We start from the raw sequence: 16,211 nt of genomic DNA on the forward strand, positions 1-16,211 counted from the left end.
ATTTGTAACCTATAATTGGGTTCAGTACTTTATAAGGTGTAACCTTATATGGGGTTCATCCCTTAAAAAGCGTAACGTAAATGGGGGTCAGACCAAAATACTAAATACAAGGTATACATATTACTAATTATAATAAGGATTCTGTCTACCTGTAGATCCGTGAATTCTTCAAAATTCGCTCAGTAGAACACCCTTTTTTACTTTCCGACTTCATCTACCAATTCAAAACGCCATTTCTGAAGTACAGATGGGTACTTATTTTTATCTACAGGGCTCAAAAACATAGATTTCTCACGAATCCAGAGTGAATTATCATCATAGAGACGGCGATATACAACGTATTCTTCTTTAGTTTCAGAGTGATATGCAACATCTTCTACGATGTAGTATTTATTCTTAAAGTGGCGGTAGATTCCATGAATCTTTACTTCGCGTTTTTCTTCATCCATTTTAATGCTCCAAAATCCATTTAATTCCACGTGCCATACGACCTGTGGCATCTGTAAAGTGGTTTCCTTTGTTTAATTCAAAAGTAACCGGGATATTCTTCGCTTTATAAAGTTCAAAGAGGTGTTCTGTATTGTCCTGTACGGTACATAATACCTTATTTTTGGCTTTTGCTTCAGTATCTCCAAGAGAAAGGTAAATGCAGTCCGGTTTTTGAATAAAATCGTGGGATTCAGCGTATTCTGCAAAGCCTGGAAACCATAGGGAACCGGAAGCGCTGGCAATTTTAGCAAAAATATCAGTTTTATAAGCTGAATATAGGGCAAAGAGACCTGCAAGAGAATAGCCGGAAAGTGCAATATACGAAGGTTTTGTGCCTATAGAACTGCATATAGCAGGAATAATATTGTATGAAAGAAGTGAAAGATAAACATCAGCGCCACCGGAAAATGCATTGTCATTCTTGTATAGAGCAGGATTTTCCCATGGAGACATATCGTTATTCCAGTCCAGATTACCGATTGCAGCAAGTGTAAATGGCGTACAGTTAAGATTTCGGCATTCATTCCATACGGATTCACCTTCATTGCCGTAAGTATTCAGTATTACAAGTGGAGAACCTATATTTTCAGAGCCAAAAATTGATATGTTTTTGCCTTCGGTTTCAATCGATTCCATATTCTGTGAACCAACTATTCAATATTATGAATTACAGAACGTACTTTGCCGATTACACGGAAATCTTCTGTTTCGGATGATTCGTACATTGGATCATAGTGCTTGTTGTCAGAAATGATTTTTACGCCTTCACTTGTGCGCTGCAGTCGTTTTACGAATCCTTTTCCTTTGTAGATAATCGTATATATACCGTCTTCACCATCATAGCCGTTCATATCACAGATGATAATATCTCCGCTGAACAGGGTTGGCTCCATGGAGTCCCCCTTCACTCTTGATGCTGCGAATTTATCACCGTATTTTCTTAATTCTTTAGGAACTGCTATGTAATCTGTAACGGTATCTGAATCCGGCACGAACTGGCCGTGACCTGCAGAAAAGGCCTGCTCTACAACAGGAATCAGCATTACATCTTCTGATATAGTAGTTTTAAGACCTTCATTTGAAATACCGAAGAATTCTTCAGCTGTGGTACTAAAAACAGAAAGGATTCTGAGGGCTTCTTCGATGGACGGAAAACGGGATTTATAGATTCTGTTTCGCATAGACTGTAAATCCATGCCGGTTTCCTTACAGAGCCATTCCTGGGTCTTCCCCTTCTCTGCCAGTTTTGCTTTAATGCTGTTCCAAAAGTCCGTAGCTTCCATTTCTACCCTCTTCCAAAAGTATACCACACAAAAAAGATTATATAAAGAGTATTCCGAAAGATTATTTTTATTGACTTTAAACTATTCCGAATGTAATATCTAAATTATGATAACAGGATTCCCAAGTCCTGCCCAGGGCTATGAAGACAACAGATTTGAACGGAGAATTCGTTATCGGACGGCTGAATGGCATTAAAAAAGAGGTACATGTGACGGGAGCAATAATAAATGTCATTCACACGGTAAAGGAAATATGATTCTTCATTGTGACAGCAATAGCTTTTATGCTTCCTGTGAACAGATTTTTCGACCTGATTTACGCGAAAAGCCTGTTGCAGTTTTATCGAACAATGACGGAATCATTATTGCCCTTACCAAGGAAGCTAAGGCTTTAGGTATTAAGCGCGGAGATCCCTTTTTCAAAGTAAGGCATATCTGTGAATCAAATAATATCACTGTCTTTTCCAGTAACTACACGCTATACGCGGATATTTCAAGGCGAATTACTTCTATATATATGGAATATGCTCCGGATATTGAAGAGTATTCTATTGATGAATCTTTTCTTTTTTTCAACCGATGCAATTTCTCTGTTCAGGATTGGTATGAAATAGGACATGACTTGAAGCAACGGATTTATAAAGAAATCGGAATGCCCATCTGTGTGGGAGCAACTCCAACAAAAACTCTTGCAAAACTCTATAACAAAAAGGCCAAGGAACACGGCGGAGTTTTCGTCTATGAGCCATCGAAGGTAGATGAATTTTTGGCTCAAACTGACTGCGGCACAATCTGGGGAATCGGCCCTGCCCGAGCCCGTACGCTTCTTTCACATGGTATCAAAAACGCATTGCAGTTAAAGGATATGCCCTTATTCGATGCCAAAAAACTTCTCACGATTCAAGGATTTGCGACGGTCCAGGAGCTGAACGGGATTTCCTGCATTGATAAAGTTATCCGTGAGAAGAAGGATGTGATAACATCCAGCCGCCAGTTCTCCAAAAAGGTTTATGACATGAAGACGCTGGAATGTGCTCTGGTTCAGTACACGGAACTTGCTGTAGAACGACTTCGTTCACAGAAAAGTGAATGCGGGGCTGTTTCCATTTATATTTCTACCTGCAATTACTACGCAGAAAATCCTGACGAACAGTATTCCAACGGAGCAATTATATTGAGCTGACAAGGATGACCAGCTACACGCCGGACATAGTGATGGCGGCTAAGGCTGCCCTCCCACAAAAATAATTTTCAATCTATCGCTGTCAATTGAAGTTATGTAATTGGCAAAACTTATTTTTTTTCTTGTATAACTCAATTCATACAAAATTTACTTGACAACTACATCGCTTGCTTGTATATTATAATTCAAGAAGTGCTTGAATAACGTAATATATCCAATTTTGACAATTCAGGCACTTACCTTTACGGAGGAATTATATGTCATATACAAAGCATTTTTATGTTGAACGTGCTTTACAAAATTTTTCTTTAACAGAAGGAACAATTGCAAACCTCATCATTTCTTTTGCAGCTTTTGCGGCCAAGAAAAACAAACTTGCCTCTTCAGTTACCGTTACAGAAGCTCTTTTAGGGAACGGCATTCCTGCCGCAATAAAGGAATTCATCAAAAATGAAGGAGCCAAATGGAAAAACAGCAGCCTTTCAACATTCGAAAAAGTCTCTGCAGAAGACATAAAGTCTTACATAATTGATACAATCGAAACTGAAAATAACAAATTCGGACATAAGGATTTTGTTCTCACAATTCCTTCTTCCCTCAACGATTTGTGTGCAAACATTCTTGATATTAAAAAAGATGATTCAGTGATTGATCTTGGGGCAGGATTCGCTTCTTTCCTTATTCATGTCGCAAAAAATTATCCATGCAAAAATCTTGTGGGAATTGAAATCAGCAGAAAAACCTGGCTTTACGGAAATATGCTCTCATATCTTGAAAGTGTGGCACCGGAGATTAAACTTGGAGATGTCCTTACCCTCGATGAAACAAAAAAATATGACAAGATTCTTGCTTTCCCGGAACTTGCTTCTAATATGACAATTTCTTTTGTCGAAAAGATTTTGAAGCTTCTTTCGGACAATGGTCGCGCAGTTGTTTTTCTGACACAGGGTTTTTTGGTCAATGAGGGGCTTGGTTTTAAAGAAGAAAGAAAGAATCTTATTGAAGGTGGATTTGTTGAATCTGTTATAGAACTTCCTTCCGGAGTTTTGCAGCCATACACCAGTATAAATACTGTTCTGCTAGTTTTGTCAAAGGGTAATGATAAATCTAGAATTGTCGATGCATCTGACTTTTATGAAAACACAAGACGAGGAACAAGTACGCTGACTGTTGAATCTGCAAAGTCAATTTATAAAATGCTGACCGAAGAGAGTAAAAAATCACGCGTCATCAAAAATGAGGCAATCAAAGAGAAAGACTATAATCTTGCCTCGCGAACATATTTTCTCGAAGAAAAAATCATCTTGAGCGGTGTTGAGCAATATGAAAAACTTTCAGATCTTGTAGAGACAAAAATCATGCGCGGAGCTCAGATAAAGGCTTCTGAACTTGAAGAACTCGGGAGTGACGAGGACACGGGAATTTATTACGCATTTGCAAAAGATATAAAAGATAATCGTCTGGTCAGCGGATTAAAACCTCTTAAAAAACTTGAGGCAAAACTTGAGGCAATCACACTAAAAAACAACGATATCCTTCTTGTAATGGCTATGACCGAAACGCTCAAAGCTGCTTGTGTTGATAAACTCGAAGGACGAAAAATTATTCCTGCGAGCAATATCTACATAATCCGTCTGAACAAAGAGAAAATCCTGCCTCTGTATTTCAAAATGCTTTTGGAAACATCTCAGGCCACACAACTTTTCAATGCGTTTGGTGGAGGCGGACCACTCAGGGCAATCAGTGTAGATTTTCTGAACAAACTTCAGATTCCACTACCCCCTCTTGAACTTCAGAAAGAGCTGGTTCAAAGGTATCAGAAAATAGAGGATGAGAGCGAGATTTTAAGACAACGGCTCGCAGCTCTGGCAAGGGAAAAAGGTGAAGTTTTAGCTTCTCTCTTTTAATCTGTAAAAATCAAAAAAACGTCGATTTTTCTCTCAATGTTTTTTGCACTGGCATACGGCAGGGCTGGGAGAGTCGTCGTCTCTTCAGAAAAATACTGCCCTACCCCGGCAGTTTAAGGAGGATGTTATGGAAATGAAAGCGGTTAGAAACACTTATTCAGAGTTCATGGAATTTGATTTACAAGATGTAGTTTCTGCAAATGTAAAACGATGTGTTGCCGAATCAGGATTAACAGCACAGGAACTTTGTTACCGTACAAATCTTTCGATTGCCACAATTAACCGGCTCAAAGCAGGCGAACATCTATCAATACGGGGAATCTGTGCTTTGGCAGAAGCGTTAGGCAAAAACTGGCGGGAATTCTTTAATTGAGGGGCTGAACTTTTTCCCCTTCCCGCCTGCGTTGTTCAAAATATTTATATAACAAAGAATTTTTATCTTTGTATGATTTTTTCACATATTCTTTCATAACATTCAAAACATCATCTGGAAGATCTGACGTCCCTCCAAAAATATCGACCGATAAAACTTCTGCTTCTTCGCTGAAAAAAATCCATTCGGGCTGTTCTTCATTCAATTCATCATTCGTATTACACTGGACTTCTATGTACTGCATCAGCCCGAATTCAGCCGTAACATAATACTGAACATTCACAATATTCACAGGTAAGCCTGTCTCATATTTCATAAGGCGAAGATGTTTCTGTTTTTCCGTTTTCTTTGTCATAATGATTTTTCCATGTTGTTTCTATCTGGAATTTTTGCTGGCGCCACCATATAAAATAATATCCGGTATGGATCCTATTTCGGCCTTTAGTTCAGTATCTGATATTCCGTCGGGATTTCTCGAGAAGTCCGTTACCATAACAACCGGCAGCTTCAGTTCACGTGCGAGGGCTTTCAATGTATTCAGGTTCCTTTGCATCGTCAGTGATGTATCGGGCTGATTTTTCATTTCCCAAACATTCTATCACTGTGCATTGATTGTTTTATTCATGCTTCCTTTTAATCTCCCCGGCATCTTCAAGCCTTTTGATTACATGTCCCAGCCTTTGCTGCGCTTCCAGAATTTTCTGTCTGTTATACGGTTCAGTCTCATCATCTAATTTCATTTTTAAAAAATATCTAGCTCGTTCAGACATATTCTTGAGAAATGCATTCCTTATTTTTGCGCGTGCATCTTTAAAGGCAAGACAAAGATCTTCCGTACTGACTTCGCGCAAAATTTTTTGAATGGCACTGTCTGAATATTCAAAAATCAAAGCAAGCGGATGACTGCTGCAATCTGCATCAGCTTCTGGATAAAGAAAATCATTTCCATCGTTTATGATAATGCTGTGCGGGCAGTTTATTTGTGTGAGAATGTAATGCATTTCAGGACTTGTAAAAAATTCATCCTGCCATTTATTTCCGAGAAAACTTGCAAGGTGATATAAAATCGTCTTTTCGTGACAGCCTTCCAAAATGCCAGTACAACCTGCTGCAATCATCTGGTGGCAGAGGATGGAAAGTTTTGAACCGCCACTTGCTGTTACAAGGTTTTTAAAAGTCACAGACAAGTCAGCCTTATCCTCCTCTGTGAAATCCAAAACCATCCGCATAAAATTCATCAAAAACCATTCGTCACGCTTATCAACTTCACCGACCAAATCATCAATACCTTCTTCAAGCGCAAGAATTCCTTCCCTGCGGGATTTTCTTGCAAGAATACACAAAAGCGGCGGAATCCTGAAAATACGGTGTTTCTGGGCGCGGGTCAAAAATCTGAATGAGGGAATGTTTTCAAATGTAAGCATTGTTTTCTCCGAAGAATCGCTAAACTGTTTTATATCGCCATTACTGTTGATATTGTCTTCATAATCGTTGGTGTCCATTTCGGTAATCTCACCGTTTTCAATTAAAGCGTGTAGTTCCTGAAGCATCTTCTGACGGGCAGATTCAATCGCTTTTTCATCAACTGCTTCCAGCTTACTCATCTGATCCTGCATTAACTGGGCGGCGCGGCTGGACATAACTCCGAAAAACTTTCCTTTCATTATTCCGTCTGTATTCTGCAGCGCAAGCTCAACCGTTTCACTGTCAATATTGCGCAGAACTTTCTGAACCGACCGTGCACTAAGACTCAAAAAAATATCAAAATCCATAAATCTGCCTCCTTTCTGTTTCAGTATATTATGGAAAGTGTAGCATGGGAGAATATCATTTAGTGAGATTGCAGAGAAAAAAATGGAGTCTAAATTTATGTTAAAATCTGATTAAGTATGATATAATTGATTTGAAGGTTTGATATGTCTGATGCCCTTGCATATGTAGAAGAACAGGTTAGAACATTCTCTTTAGCAGAACAAATTCATTTGCTCAATTTTGTAGCAAATAATATTAATAAAAAAAACTTCTATTTTAAGTAATGAGTATTCTGAAGAAGAATCTTTACAAAAACTTAGAGAATCAAGCCTTGCAACTGTATGGGAGAGTGTAAAGAATGACACGTGGTGATGTTTATATGCTTGATTTTGGCAGCAGGAGATTAAGGGAAAAATATGAATAATCAATCAAAAAAAGAAAATCAGGAGCAAAAGGCTTTAGAGCGCTGTGAAGCTTTGGCAGAATTAGTCTTAGGTGTAAAAGATAAATATAAAAATGCTACAGATAATCAAAAAGCATTTATTGAAACGACTATTGGTGCAGCTTTATGGTATCTACCAGAATTAGAAAATTCTTTCACCGGATATATATCTATAAATTGCTTAAAGACTTTTAAAGACGGGAAACCTAAAATAAGTGAAGAACACTTATTTCCACGAAAAATATCAGCTAGAGAATTATTAAAAGAAAAAGAAATCAATGGAAATAAAGTGTTCTCATTATATAAAGAGAAATTCTGTAAATTATGCTTCGTAACGTCGGAAGAAAACAAGCAGGCAAAAACACATCAAAAACCGGAAAACTTTGAGCCACATGATTTAATAAAAATCTATAATATGGCAAACATTTCTCTAATAAAAATAACTAAAGAAGAATACAATCAATTAAAAAAGAAAAACAAAGATATTCTGAATGAATTATTAAATAGACTTCCTATAAAAGAAATTTTATTATAATTTTAATCTCTCTTACAAAGCAGACAGTTCAACCGCAAAAATTGAGTTCGGCACAGTTCTATCTGCTCTGAAATGAAGTTTTCCATTGATTCTATTTTTGGAGCAGAATGTATGTATGCTTCAAATTCTTCCTCAGCCCTGCACTTCTCGATTGCCTCTGCAAGCAATTCAGGAAACGGACGTACTATAATAGAAGAATCTTTTCTTTTTTTTCTACGAAGTGATTTTTGCAGATATATCTGGGAAACATAGAAATCACTTCCGACAGAAGATATTGGTTCAATTTCCATGAAAGAAGTTTACCTGGGGAAAATATCATTTAGTGAGATTGAAAAAAAAATTTTGTTATCACTAAATGATATTTCTGTCTGCTATCATCTGTGTATCTTGAAAGTTACGGAGACAGGAACATGAAATACAAAGATGACGAATACGACAAAAAAGCGAATATCTTCATCAAAAGACTTTCTTCTCTAGCGGACGACATTTTGAGCCATAAACCAGACGAATCGCTGATGGAAGAGGTAAAATCGCTTAAGAAACTGTTTGATTCCTTTGCAATCATCAACAAATTTACCAGCATCCTTATTATCGACTGTTACTTTGAAATCAAAATCAGTCTGATGAAGTGGGAGAGCTTTGCTGACAAAACCTCAAAACTTGCCGTTGAGTTCAAAACGCTTTTGGAGCAGATGTATGAAGTCATGGAAGACCTGTATCATTATGAATATTTTGGTTTCTTTTCCACGACTATACTTCCCAAAAGCCTGCCCGGATTTCCCCTTCCCTGCTCTGTTTCCTGCGGCTGCGCAACTTTCTGGTCGAGAGAACCATATCTTACAGAAGACGGCAAAGTAGCTTATGAAAATGTGATTCGTTTTAAAAATCCAGGCGACGGGAAATACATTTGCTTAACAATCAGTGACAAGCCGCGCCTCTTGGAAAAACGCGAAAAATGCAATCTCACCGACGAGCAGCTTGATGTTCTGAAAATCTTTGTCATAAAAAACAAAGAAATCCTGATTCTTCACAGCCTGGACTATATCGTTCTTGATTCGGGAGATTTGTTTGCTGCCTTGAACTTTAAGAACAGTTCTGAACAACAAAAGTCGACATACCGCATCGCTTATACCTGCAATATTTATCAGGACTCAGAAAAGATTCCGTCTGGGAAGTTATTTGTTGATATGAACAACATGAGTTTTGAAGAAGCAGTAAAACTTCATAAAGAAACTATGGATGAATTGAACGCGAATCTTCAAGCAGGAGATGAATCTGTCGAAAACAATTTTCATGATACTTCTTATGAGCTGACAAGCCTTGAGATAGCAAGACCTCAATAATCGGAATTTTTTTATTCTTTTTCCGCAATCAGTCTGTCTAAATCTGCAAAAGCATTTTCGATGGCTTCCGAATGGTACATCTCATACATGCTTATGACATAATCCGTAAGTTTTAAGTCATCGAGTTGCTTTAAGATTTTATCGGCGGTAGTATTTTTGTAGGCAGCGTACTGTTCAAGGAGAAAGGTGAAAAATTCAATTTCTTTTGACATTTAATCTCTCCTTATATAGAGGGAATTCCGTGGATTTCCTGTGATTTGCTCGGATTCCCACATATCAAAAATCCCCAGAGGGCTGAATTCCCACATTTCAAGTTCAGGATTGCAAAGCATCTGGTAAGTTTTTGAAAATAGAAATTTTCTAAGGGCTTCCATAATGCTGTAACCGTATTTGTTGCTGATTTCGAGTGCAACGGATTTATCAAAATACTTTCCTGAAAAATCTCCCCACTATCACTAAATGACACACTCAGAACGTAAAATAAAATAAATCTACCGACGAAACAGGAGGCCAGTTATGAGCAATATCCCATGGAAAACATTCACAACAGAAAAAGATGGAGTAAAACTTGAAGTAACCTGGTGGTCGCATGATTTTACGGCAAAATACAAGGTGGGCAATATTACCTTGCGCTACGGTCTGCACATTATGGCAATGTGTCCGAAGAAATACAGTGAAGAATGGTTGAGAAATGATTTTGAGAAAAAAGGGCTGTACGCAAGTTTTAAGGAAGCCGGAGAAATCATTTCCAATCAGTCAGTTTTCTTTGAGGCAGCAAAAGCAAAGTTTGCAATCACAAAGAAAGAAACTTTGGAGTATTATCATATTTGCAAATCAATCGCAGATGATATAACTGTTATAAATGAAGATGCAAGAACGATTATTATAGAATACCTTGAGAGCTTATGGGAAAATTGCGACACCCCAGTTCTTTACGCCTGGAAGATTTATGTTCCCGACAGTGATGATTTTTACACCAAAGAGCAGGAAAAATTTGAAGATGAACTCCGCCACGGTCATTTTGATTTTGAGAAGATTCCAGGAAAGAGCGACCATACAAAGTGCATCTATTTTCTTCCGAATATCACAAAAGAAGATTCAGAAGAAATGGCCGGACATTTTCATAATGTCTACAGCTATCGGGCTTATCAGGAAAAACTTTCCGACGAAGAACGCCAGAAAGAACTTGATGATTTTCTGATGTCAAAGAATCTCAAAAACGAGTTTCCGCTTTCAATCGCTAAGCTTTCTGAAAATTTCTTCAAAAGATATCCGTACAGACACCCGGAAATGAAAATGTCCGAAATAAAAGTCTACACAAGAAATGGCACAAATCACACCGGCCGGGAACGCTGGCTTTACAGGGCCCGAATGTATCATCACCCACAACCCTGGGAAGTGGAAGATGGCTTCAGAAATAAGTACTATGAGAACTGGAAAAAGGAACTGTGAGTTTCTTACTTAACTATCACTAAATGATATCTTCCCATTGTACACTTAGCTTATAAACATGGAGAAAATTATGACTTTACACGAAAATTCATCTATTTTATCTACGATTATCGCGGTTTCAGAAAAACTTGAAGCCTCAAAACTTGATAAGTCCGTGATGGATGAAGTCCGCCCGGAGATTCAGGATATCGCTTCATATCTTGATTGTGATGAACTTGCCGCAATCTTTTTTGTTGTTATTTTTGTTCTGCAGAATCAGCGGCAGACCTCGGTGAATTTACATGCCATCGCGGGATTTTTGGATTATTCGTTTCTGCATATCCTTGAATTTCGAAAAGAAATCGATGTGCTTGAAAAGAAAAATCTGATTTACATGGACGACCTCCGCAATATCAGTCATCATCCTGAAAATAACGGGTACAAAATCACCGGAACGGTTATGAACAATGTTATTGACGGCGAGCCGATTGTCTTTTTTGAGGAAAACGAGGAGACAACTGAAAGCGTTTTGAGTGAACTGCATGATGTTCAGCAAGGTTTTTGTGAACGAAAAATGAGTTTTACTGAATTTAAGCGACAGATTTGCAATCTTGAGCGGAAATACGCTGAAAAAGAATTCTTAAAAAATATCAATAAGCTTTTTCCAGATGATTTTGACAGCCGTTCGATTCTTTACAGTCTTTGTTTTGACACCGTGATCAGCGAAAATGATCCAGATAATGATGACGACAGGAGAAATCGGCTCGACTACGCAATTCTTCGAATAATCAATCCTCAAAAAAAATATGTGCGTCGTGCAAGTCTGTTTGAAGATTCAGATATTTTAATTAAAAACAAACTGTCAGAGCTGATTTATGAGACAAGTGATGAATATTTCAGAGGAAAACCTAGACTAAAAATCACGCTTAAACTTACTGCCGACGGAATAAGACAGATTTTCGGAAGCGAGGCGGAACTTTACATTAAGGAAGACATGCTTCTAAATGAGACAGATAAAACATTGAATGCTCTTCATGAATTCGGCTATGTGTATGAGGATGAGGATATTTCTAAATATAAAAAAAGAAGTAATCTCAGAAAAATTGAGCAGAAGCATCAGAATCTTCCGTTTTTCAAAAGGATAACGAAAGCCGTTCATGATGAAGACAACCGGTTTTTCCTTTATGACTGTACGAAAGATTTTCTTTTGGGCGGAAAATCTTCAATTGCTTCAACTCTCAATGATTTGTATGGCCACAGTGAACAATATTTCACAGAAATGCGCTCGCTGCTTGATGAAACACACCCTCTTGTTAAAAAGAATTTCATTGAAATCGAAAAGAATGAAGTCATTGAAAACTCACGAGTCACGGTTTCCGATAAGACAGTCGAACTCCTTTACGGCAAGAATGCTGATATCTACATGAAAACAGGCAGCGCAAAGAATGTGATTGACAGCAGAAAAATCAATGAAAAGCATCTCTTCTATTCTGAGCCGGTTCAAAAGCAGATAGACATGCTCTCTGAAAGTCTGGTTCAGAAAAATCTTGAAGCAATGCAAAGCCGTCTTGAAGAAAAAGGACTTCCAAAAGGAATAGCCGTAATCTTGTACGGTGCGCCGGGAACAGGAAAGACAGAAACCGCATACCAGCTTGCCCGCCAGACCAAGCGAAAAATCTTACATGTTGATATTGCCGACTCAAAATCAATGTGGTTCGGCGAAAGCGAAAAGAAAATCAAGAAGATTTTCACGGATTACAGAATGCTCTGCAAAAGCTGCAGGAGACATCGCGAGAATACTCCGATTCTGCTCTTTAACGAGGCCGATGCCCTCATTTCAAAACGCCGTGATGTCTCAAGCGGGAGTGTCGCCCAGACTGAAAATGCCATGCAGAACATCCTCCTTGAAGAAATGGAAAAGCTTGAGGGAATCATGATTGCAACGACAAACCTGTGTGAGAACATGGACAAGGCTTTCGAGCGCCGCTTTCTTTTCAAAGTGAAGTACGAGAAGCCGAGCCTTGAAGCCAGAACGAAGATCTGGAAAAGCAAAATGAAGGCTTTATCCGAAGAAGACGCAGAAAAACTTGCCGGGAAATATGATTTTTCAGGCGGTGAAATCGACAACATAGTGCGAAAATGTGAGATGAACGAAATCATAAAGGGAAAAATGCCGTCATACGAAGAACTTGTCGAACTATGCGAAACTGAACGACTGGAAAAAGTCGAAGAGCGCCATATGGGATTCTGTGCGTAAGGAAAAAGGGCATAAAACGAATTGCGAGAATAAAAAAAATCTATCTTGTCATAATTGTAAAATGAATTTTATAATAGCATCAGGTAGAATTTAGGAGGCCAACTATGGGTTTTGCACAACCGATTTCAATAAGGACTGCTGTAGAGAAAATAAATAAAGACTATTTTTTACCAGCCATCCAGCGAGAATTTGTCTGGACAACAGAGAAGATAGAGTTATTGTTTGATTCAATAATGCGTGGTTATCCAATAAGTTCTTTCCTCTTTTGGGAAGTAAATGAAAACAATATTCCTAAATTTCAGTTTTACGAATTCATTCGGAACTTTCATGAAAAAAATAATCGCCATAATGAAAAGGCAAATCTTATTGGGGAAAAATCAATAACGGCTATTCTTGATGAATGGATAATGGAGACTTATCCAAATGAATCTGACAGAAAATTGTACATGCAGAGGAATTATATTCCTGATTGCGGACTAGCAATCACTAATTTTAAAGAGTTTATTGAAAAACGTAAAGATTTGATACGAAATGCAATAAAAGAAAAGCTATAAGCCACACTTAGAGGTTTCTTCATGCTAAACATAATCTTCGGTGAATACGAAAACACAATTTACAATACCTCAGTCTTTTTCAAGAATGTCTATGAAGGTGAATGGCTTTTGGAAGAGCAGACAAAGCAAATGATTCTTGACATCGACAATTCCAAAGTCATTTCTGAGGGAGCAATTGAGAGTCCTGTTCTCGGTATAATTCCTCCGACATCGCTTTCCGGCGGTGTGAAGACTTTGATTCTGATTGACCATATCAGCGACAAAATCTTCAATGCATCAAATTGCGGCGATAATTGTGCTTCGTGGCTCTTGAAGATTGCGGCAAAAAAAGATGTAACTGTGAATCTCAGGCATGTAATGGACTTTGGTGACGGTGAATTTGAAATTAAAATCCTGAACAAAGACAAAATCGTGCATTCAATGACGGAACTGCTTTCCGAAGTCGGGGGCTGTTTATGAAAGGTTCATTCACACTTTCAGTCCAAAATAACCGTGTAAAATATGAATTCACGATTCGCCGAAACATCACGATTATTCAGGGAAACAGCGCGACTGGAAAAACAACGCTAATTGATTTAATCCGTGAATTTCAGCAGAACGGAGCCGATAGCGGTATAAATCTTTCCTGCGAAAAAAAATGTGTCGTTCTTGAAGGTAATGACTGGGAAAAAACCCTTTCCCTGTATGATGAATGTATTGTCTTTGTTGATGAGGGGAACCGCTTTATCGCTTCTACTGATTTCGCAAGGCAGATAAAAGGTTCAAACAATTATTATGTACTCGTAACCCGCGAGGGACTTGAAAATCTTCCGTATAGCGTGGAAGAAATCTACGGAATTCATACCTCGGGGAAATACGCAGGACTAAAGCAGGTTTATCACGAGTTTTATCATATTTACTCAGTTCCGAATGATTATTCTGCAAAAAATGTTCAAAAGATTTTAACAGAAGACTCGAACGCGGGTTTTGAATTCTTTTCGGAAGTATCACGAGGAAAAATTGAGTGTGAGTCAGCAGGCGGAAAATCAAATATTTTCCAAAAACTAAATGAAACATCAGATACGGTTCTGGTGATTGCAGATGGAGCGGCTTTTGGCTCCCAAATAAATATGGTCATGCAGCTTGTTCAACGGAAGAAAAACTGCATTTTGTTTTTGCCAGAATCTTTTGAATACCTTATTTTACAGGCAGAACTTTTTAAGGATTCTGAAATTGCAAAAATCTTAGGAAATCCGTCTGATTTTATCGAAAGCAAGAATTTTTTCAGCTGGGAACAGTTTTTCACCTCTGTTCTGATTGAAAAATCTTCAGCAACGCATTTAAAATACGCAAAGAAAAAACTGAATTCAAATTATTTGTCAGATACAGTAAAGACAAAAATATTAAATTCGCCAGCTATGAAAGAAATTTCTTCCATTCTCACTAAATGATATTCTCCCCTGCTACACTTACCTCAAGATTAAAGGGGGCAAACTTATGGAAAAGACCGTACGCAGACTGGAAGCGAGCGGGGAGATTGTTGTCTTTGAAGATGCTGAAGATACTCTATCAAAACAATAGCAAATTCCAAATTCTCATGTTATACTTTCCTCATGAAGAATCAGGACGACACCCGTCAGTCAGGGAAAGAGATTTTCCGGCTCTTTCAGCTGGACGCGCTTTTTCAGGAAGAAAAGTATTATAATATAGAAGAACTTTGCAAGCGGCTTGAAGTTTCTTCCGCCACTCTGAACAGGGATTTACGCCATCTTCGTGACAGTTACCGTGCGCCCCTTGAGTTTTCACGGGAAAACGGGGGCTATCACTACACAAGCCGCCTTTACAAACTGGCTTCCGTTTTCGTCCCCGAAGAGGAAATGCCCGCCTATTCAATGGTGCAGAAACTTTTCGAGATGTTCCAAAACACTCCGCTTTACCGTCCGCTCTTGAATATCTGCGAGACTTTTGAATCTCCTGTAAAATCTGAAGTCGTTGATGTGAACCAGATGAATTTCAAAAATTCACATCTTGAGGAAAAGCCGTGGTTTGAAACTCGAATCATCATGGCACGAAGGGACGTTGACTTTGTTGATGAACAGGACTGGGACATAATCTTAAAGGCTCTCAAAGAAAATCTTGCACTTGAATTCGACTATGAGACCGTTTCCACAAACAAAAAATCTTTCGGAAGAATCATCGAACCCTGGCAGCTGATTTTTGACCGCGAGCAGTGGTATCTAACCGGAAACATGACGACAAAGGACAATCCGGACAAAAAAGAAAGGCGCACAATAGTCATTCCGAAGATGAAAAACATCCGCCTTACCAAAAATCATTTTACGCTTCCCTCAGAAAAAGAATGGCAGCTGAGCAAATACACTGTAGGCCGTTTTGGCGCTCTGGTAGATACATTAAAAGAGCCGGAAACTTATAAATTCATTTTCCAGGGCTCGGCATTGTATTTTTCACACGCGCCATTCTCAGAAGACCAGAAAATTGAAGCCTACACCGGTGAACTTCCTCACAAAGAAGGAGCCATTCTCGTTTCCTTTTCAAGCAATCAGCCCCATGCAATCATGCGGGATTTCTTTTCTTACGGTGCAGACATAATTCCTCTTGAACCGGAAGATTTCGTACAATCATGGAAAGAAAAAGTCCGACACATGGCGGAATATCTTTAGGT

Annotated in this window: 19 protein-coding genes; 11 read left to right on the forward strand and 8 right to left on the reverse strand. The window is 38.4% G+C overall.

All coding sequences use genetic code 11. The features are described 5' to 3' along the window. Positions 1-197 precede the first annotated feature (197 nt). Genes HNP76_RS09530 through HNP76_RS09540 form a run of 3 tightly spaced genes read right to left on the reverse strand, consistent with a single transcriptional unit; the run spans position 198 to position 1,772 of the window. Entirely contained in the window at positions 198-449 is a 252-nt protein-coding gene (locus HNP76_RS09530; protein WP_184659893.1) for a DUF1653 domain-containing protein, read from the reverse strand. 1 nt (position 450) lies between these two features. Continuing rightward, positions 451-1,125 carry an alpha/beta hydrolase gene (locus HNP76_RS09535; RefSeq protein ID WP_184659894.1) on the reverse strand — a complete coding sequence of 225 codons (675 nt, stop codon included), beginning with the start codon at positions 1,123-1,125 and terminating at the stop codon, positions 451-453. Positions 1,126-1,139: 14 nt separating this feature from the next. Further along, positions 1,140-1,772, reverse strand: a complete 633-nt coding sequence (locus tag HNP76_RS09540) for a S24 family peptidase (RefSeq protein ID WP_184659896.1) — start codon at positions 1,770-1,772, stop codon at positions 1,140-1,142. Between the two features lie 253 nt (positions 1,773-2,025). On the opposite strand from HNP76_RS09540, the gene HNP76_RS09545 reads away from it, so the two are divergent. The 3 genes from HNP76_RS09545 (at position 2,026) to HNP76_RS09555 (ending at position 5,235) form a co-directional block, all read left to right on the forward strand. Beyond that, positions 2,026-2,955 carry a Y-family DNA polymerase gene (locus tag HNP76_RS09545; RefSeq protein WP_184659898.1) on the forward strand — a complete coding sequence of 310 codons (930 nt, stop codon included), beginning with the start codon at positions 2,026-2,028 and terminating at the stop codon, positions 2,953-2,955. A gap of 257 nt (positions 2,956-3,212) precedes the next feature. Then, positions 3,213-4,862, forward strand: a complete 1,650-nt coding sequence (locus HNP76_RS09550; RefSeq protein WP_184659900.1) for an N-6 DNA methylase — start codon at positions 3,213-3,215, stop codon at positions 4,860-4,862. 127 nt (positions 4,863-4,989) lie between these two features. Next, entirely contained in the window at positions 4,990-5,235 is a 246-nt protein-coding gene (locus HNP76_RS09555; protein WP_184659902.1) for a helix-turn-helix domain-containing protein, read from the forward strand. Here HNP76_RS09555 and HNP76_RS09560 read toward each other — a convergent pair. From HNP76_RS09560 to HNP76_RS09570, 3 genes are read right to left on the reverse strand one after another with little or no spacing between them, the layout of a single operon-like run. Further along, positions 5,228-5,590, reverse strand: coding sequence for a hypothetical protein (locus tag HNP76_RS09560; protein ID WP_184659904.1), 363 nt, complete (start codon positions 5,588-5,590; stop codon positions 5,228-5,230). The two genes, HNP76_RS09555 and HNP76_RS09560, sit on opposite strands and share 8 nt — an antisense overlap. 21 nt (positions 5,591-5,611) lie before the next feature. Continuing rightward, positions 5,612-5,818, reverse strand: coding sequence for a hypothetical protein (locus HNP76_RS09565; protein WP_184659906.1), 207 nt, complete (start codon positions 5,816-5,818; stop codon positions 5,612-5,614). A 34-nt stretch (positions 5,819-5,852) separates the two neighbouring features. Beyond that, entirely contained in the window at positions 5,853-7,007 is a 1,155-nt protein-coding gene (locus HNP76_RS09570; protein WP_184659908.1) for a FliG C-terminal domain-containing protein, read from the reverse strand. A gap of 396 nt (positions 7,008-7,403) precedes the next feature. On the opposite strand from HNP76_RS09570, the gene HNP76_RS09575 reads away from it, so the two are divergent. After that, on the forward strand, positions 7,404-7,964 hold the full coding sequence (locus tag HNP76_RS09575) for a hypothetical protein (protein ID WP_184659910.1): 561 nt from the start codon (positions 7,404-7,406) through the stop codon (positions 7,962-7,964). A gap of 2 nt (positions 7,965-7,966) precedes the next feature. Here the strand turns inward: HNP76_RS09575 and HNP76_RS09580 are convergent, their stop codons facing one another. Next, complete coding sequence (locus tag HNP76_RS09580) at positions 7,967-8,254, reverse strand: hypothetical protein (protein WP_184659912.1); 288 nt, start codon at positions 8,252-8,254, stop codon at positions 7,967-7,969. Between the two features lie 120 nt (positions 8,255-8,374). Here HNP76_RS09580 and HNP76_RS09585 point away from each other — a divergent pair, with 120 nt between their 5' ends. Beyond that, positions 8,375-9,307 carry a hypothetical protein gene (locus tag HNP76_RS09585; protein WP_184659914.1) on the forward strand — a complete coding sequence of 311 codons (933 nt, stop codon included), beginning with the start codon at positions 8,375-8,377 and terminating at the stop codon, positions 9,305-9,307. Positions 9,308-9,318: 11 nt separating this feature from the next. Here the strand turns inward: HNP76_RS09585 and HNP76_RS09590 are convergent, their stop codons facing one another. Beyond that, entirely contained in the window at positions 9,319-9,519 is a 201-nt protein-coding gene (locus tag HNP76_RS09590) for a DUF3791 domain-containing protein (protein WP_184659916.1), read from the reverse strand. A 304-nt stretch (positions 9,520-9,823) separates the two neighbouring features. On the opposite strand from HNP76_RS09590, the gene HNP76_RS09595 reads away from it, so the two are divergent. From HNP76_RS09595 to HNP76_RS09620, 6 genes are all read left to right on the forward strand, one after another. Next, positions 9,824-10,759 carry a hypothetical protein gene (locus HNP76_RS09595; RefSeq protein ID WP_184659918.1) on the forward strand — a complete coding sequence of 312 codons (936 nt, stop codon included), beginning with the start codon at positions 9,824-9,826 and terminating at the stop codon, positions 10,757-10,759. Between the two features lie 70 nt (positions 10,760-10,829). Then, the gene (locus HNP76_RS14250) at positions 10,830-12,995 is read left to right on the forward strand and encodes an AAA family ATPase (protein WP_206173286.1); all 2,166 of its coding nucleotides are present in this window, start codon (positions 10,830-10,832) and stop codon (positions 12,993-12,995) included. A 104-nt stretch (positions 12,996-13,099) separates the two neighbouring features. Further along, positions 13,100-13,549: a DUF262 domain-containing protein gene (locus HNP76_RS09605; protein ID WP_184659920.1), complete on the forward strand. Its 450-nt coding sequence runs from the start codon at positions 13,100-13,102 to the stop codon at positions 13,547-13,549. 21 nt (positions 13,550-13,570) lie between these two features. Then, positions 13,571-14,008, forward strand: coding sequence for a DUF4869 domain-containing protein (locus tag HNP76_RS09610; RefSeq protein WP_184659922.1), 438 nt, complete (start codon positions 13,571-13,573; stop codon positions 14,006-14,008). Then, positions 14,005-14,979, forward strand: coding sequence for a translation initiation factor 2 (locus HNP76_RS09615; RefSeq protein ID WP_184659924.1), 975 nt, complete (start codon positions 14,005-14,007; stop codon positions 14,977-14,979). Before HNP76_RS09610 ends, HNP76_RS09615 begins: the two co-directional genes overlap by 4 nt. 162 nt (positions 14,980-15,141) lie before the next feature. Next, positions 15,142-16,209, forward strand: coding sequence for a helix-turn-helix transcriptional regulator (locus tag HNP76_RS09620; RefSeq protein ID WP_184659926.1), 1,068 nt, complete (start codon positions 15,142-15,144; stop codon positions 16,207-16,209). The last annotated feature ends 2 nt before the right edge of the window (positions 16,210-16,211 follow it).

The sequence above is a fragment of the Treponema ruminis genome (assembly GCF_014201975.1).
In the GTDB taxonomy this organism is placed as follows: Bacteria; Spirochaetota; Spirochaetia; order Treponematales; family Treponemataceae; genus Treponema_D; species Treponema_D ruminis.

What these genes read in the sequence shown, in the direction of transcription:
- HNP76_RS09610 (WP_184659922.1), top strand. Translation starts at nt 13,571, where the DNA reads ATGCTAAACATAATCTTCGGTGAATACGAAAACACAATTTACAATACC.
- HNP76_RS09615 (WP_184659924.1), top strand. Translation starts at nt 14,005, where the DNA reads ATGAAAGGTTCATTCACACTTTCAGTCCAAAATAACCGTGTAAAATAT.
- HNP76_RS09530 (WP_184659893.1), bottom strand. Translation starts at nt 449, where the DNA reads ATGGATGAAGAAAAACGCGAAGTAAAGATTCATGGAATCTACCGCCAC.
- HNP76_RS09580 (WP_184659912.1), bottom strand. Translation starts at nt 8,254, where the DNA reads ATGGAAATTGAACCAATATCTTCTGTCGGAAGTGATTTCTATGTTTCC.
- HNP76_RS09570 (WP_184659908.1), bottom strand. Translation starts at nt 7,007, where the DNA reads ATGGATTTTGATATTTTTTTGAGTCTTAGTGCACGGTCGGTTCAGAAA.
- HNP76_RS09535 (WP_184659894.1), bottom strand. Translation starts at nt 1,125, where the DNA reads ATGGAATCGATTGAAACCGAAGGCAAAAACATATCAATTTTTGGCTCT.
- HNP76_RS09605 (WP_184659920.1), top strand. Translation starts at nt 13,100, where the DNA reads ATGGGTTTTGCACAACCGATTTCAATAAGGACTGCTGTAGAGAAAATA.
- HNP76_RS09590 (WP_184659916.1), bottom strand. Translation starts at nt 9,519, where the DNA reads ATGTCAAAAGAAATTGAATTTTTCACCTTTCTCCTTGAACAGTACGCT.
- HNP76_RS09560 (WP_184659904.1), bottom strand. Translation starts at nt 5,590, where the DNA reads ATGACAAAGAAAACGGAAAAACAGAAACATCTTCGCCTTATGAAATAT.
- HNP76_RS09585 (WP_184659914.1), top strand. Translation starts at nt 8,375, where the DNA reads ATGAAATACAAAGATGACGAATACGACAAAAAAGCGAATATCTTCATC.
- HNP76_RS09575 (WP_184659910.1), top strand. Translation starts at nt 7,404, where the DNA reads ATGAATAATCAATCAAAAAAAGAAAATCAGGAGCAAAAGGCTTTAGAG.
- HNP76_RS09555 (WP_184659902.1), top strand. Translation starts at nt 4,990, where the DNA reads ATGGAAATGAAAGCGGTTAGAAACACTTATTCAGAGTTCATGGAATTT.
- HNP76_RS09550 (WP_184659900.1), top strand. Translation starts at nt 3,213, where the DNA reads ATGTCATATACAAAGCATTTTTATGTTGAACGTGCTTTACAAAATTTT.
- HNP76_RS09595 (WP_184659918.1), top strand. Translation starts at nt 9,824, where the DNA reads ATGAGCAATATCCCATGGAAAACATTCACAACAGAAAAAGATGGAGTA.
- HNP76_RS09545 (WP_184659898.1), top strand. Translation starts at nt 2,026, where the DNA reads ATGATTCTTCATTGTGACAGCAATAGCTTTTATGCTTCCTGTGAACAG.
- HNP76_RS09620 (WP_184659926.1), top strand. Translation starts at nt 15,142, where the DNA reads ATGAAGAATCAGGACGACACCCGTCAGTCAGGGAAAGAGATTTTCCGG.
- HNP76_RS09540 (WP_184659896.1), bottom strand. Translation starts at nt 1,772, where the DNA reads ATGGAAGCTACGGACTTTTGGAACAGCATTAAAGCAAAACTGGCAGAG.
- HNP76_RS14250 (WP_206173286.1), top strand. Translation starts at nt 10,830, where the DNA reads ATGACTTTACACGAAAATTCATCTATTTTATCTACGATTATCGCGGTT.
- HNP76_RS09565 (WP_184659906.1), bottom strand. Translation starts at nt 5,818, where the DNA reads ATGAAAAATCAGCCCGATACATCACTGACGATGCAAAGGAACCTGAAT.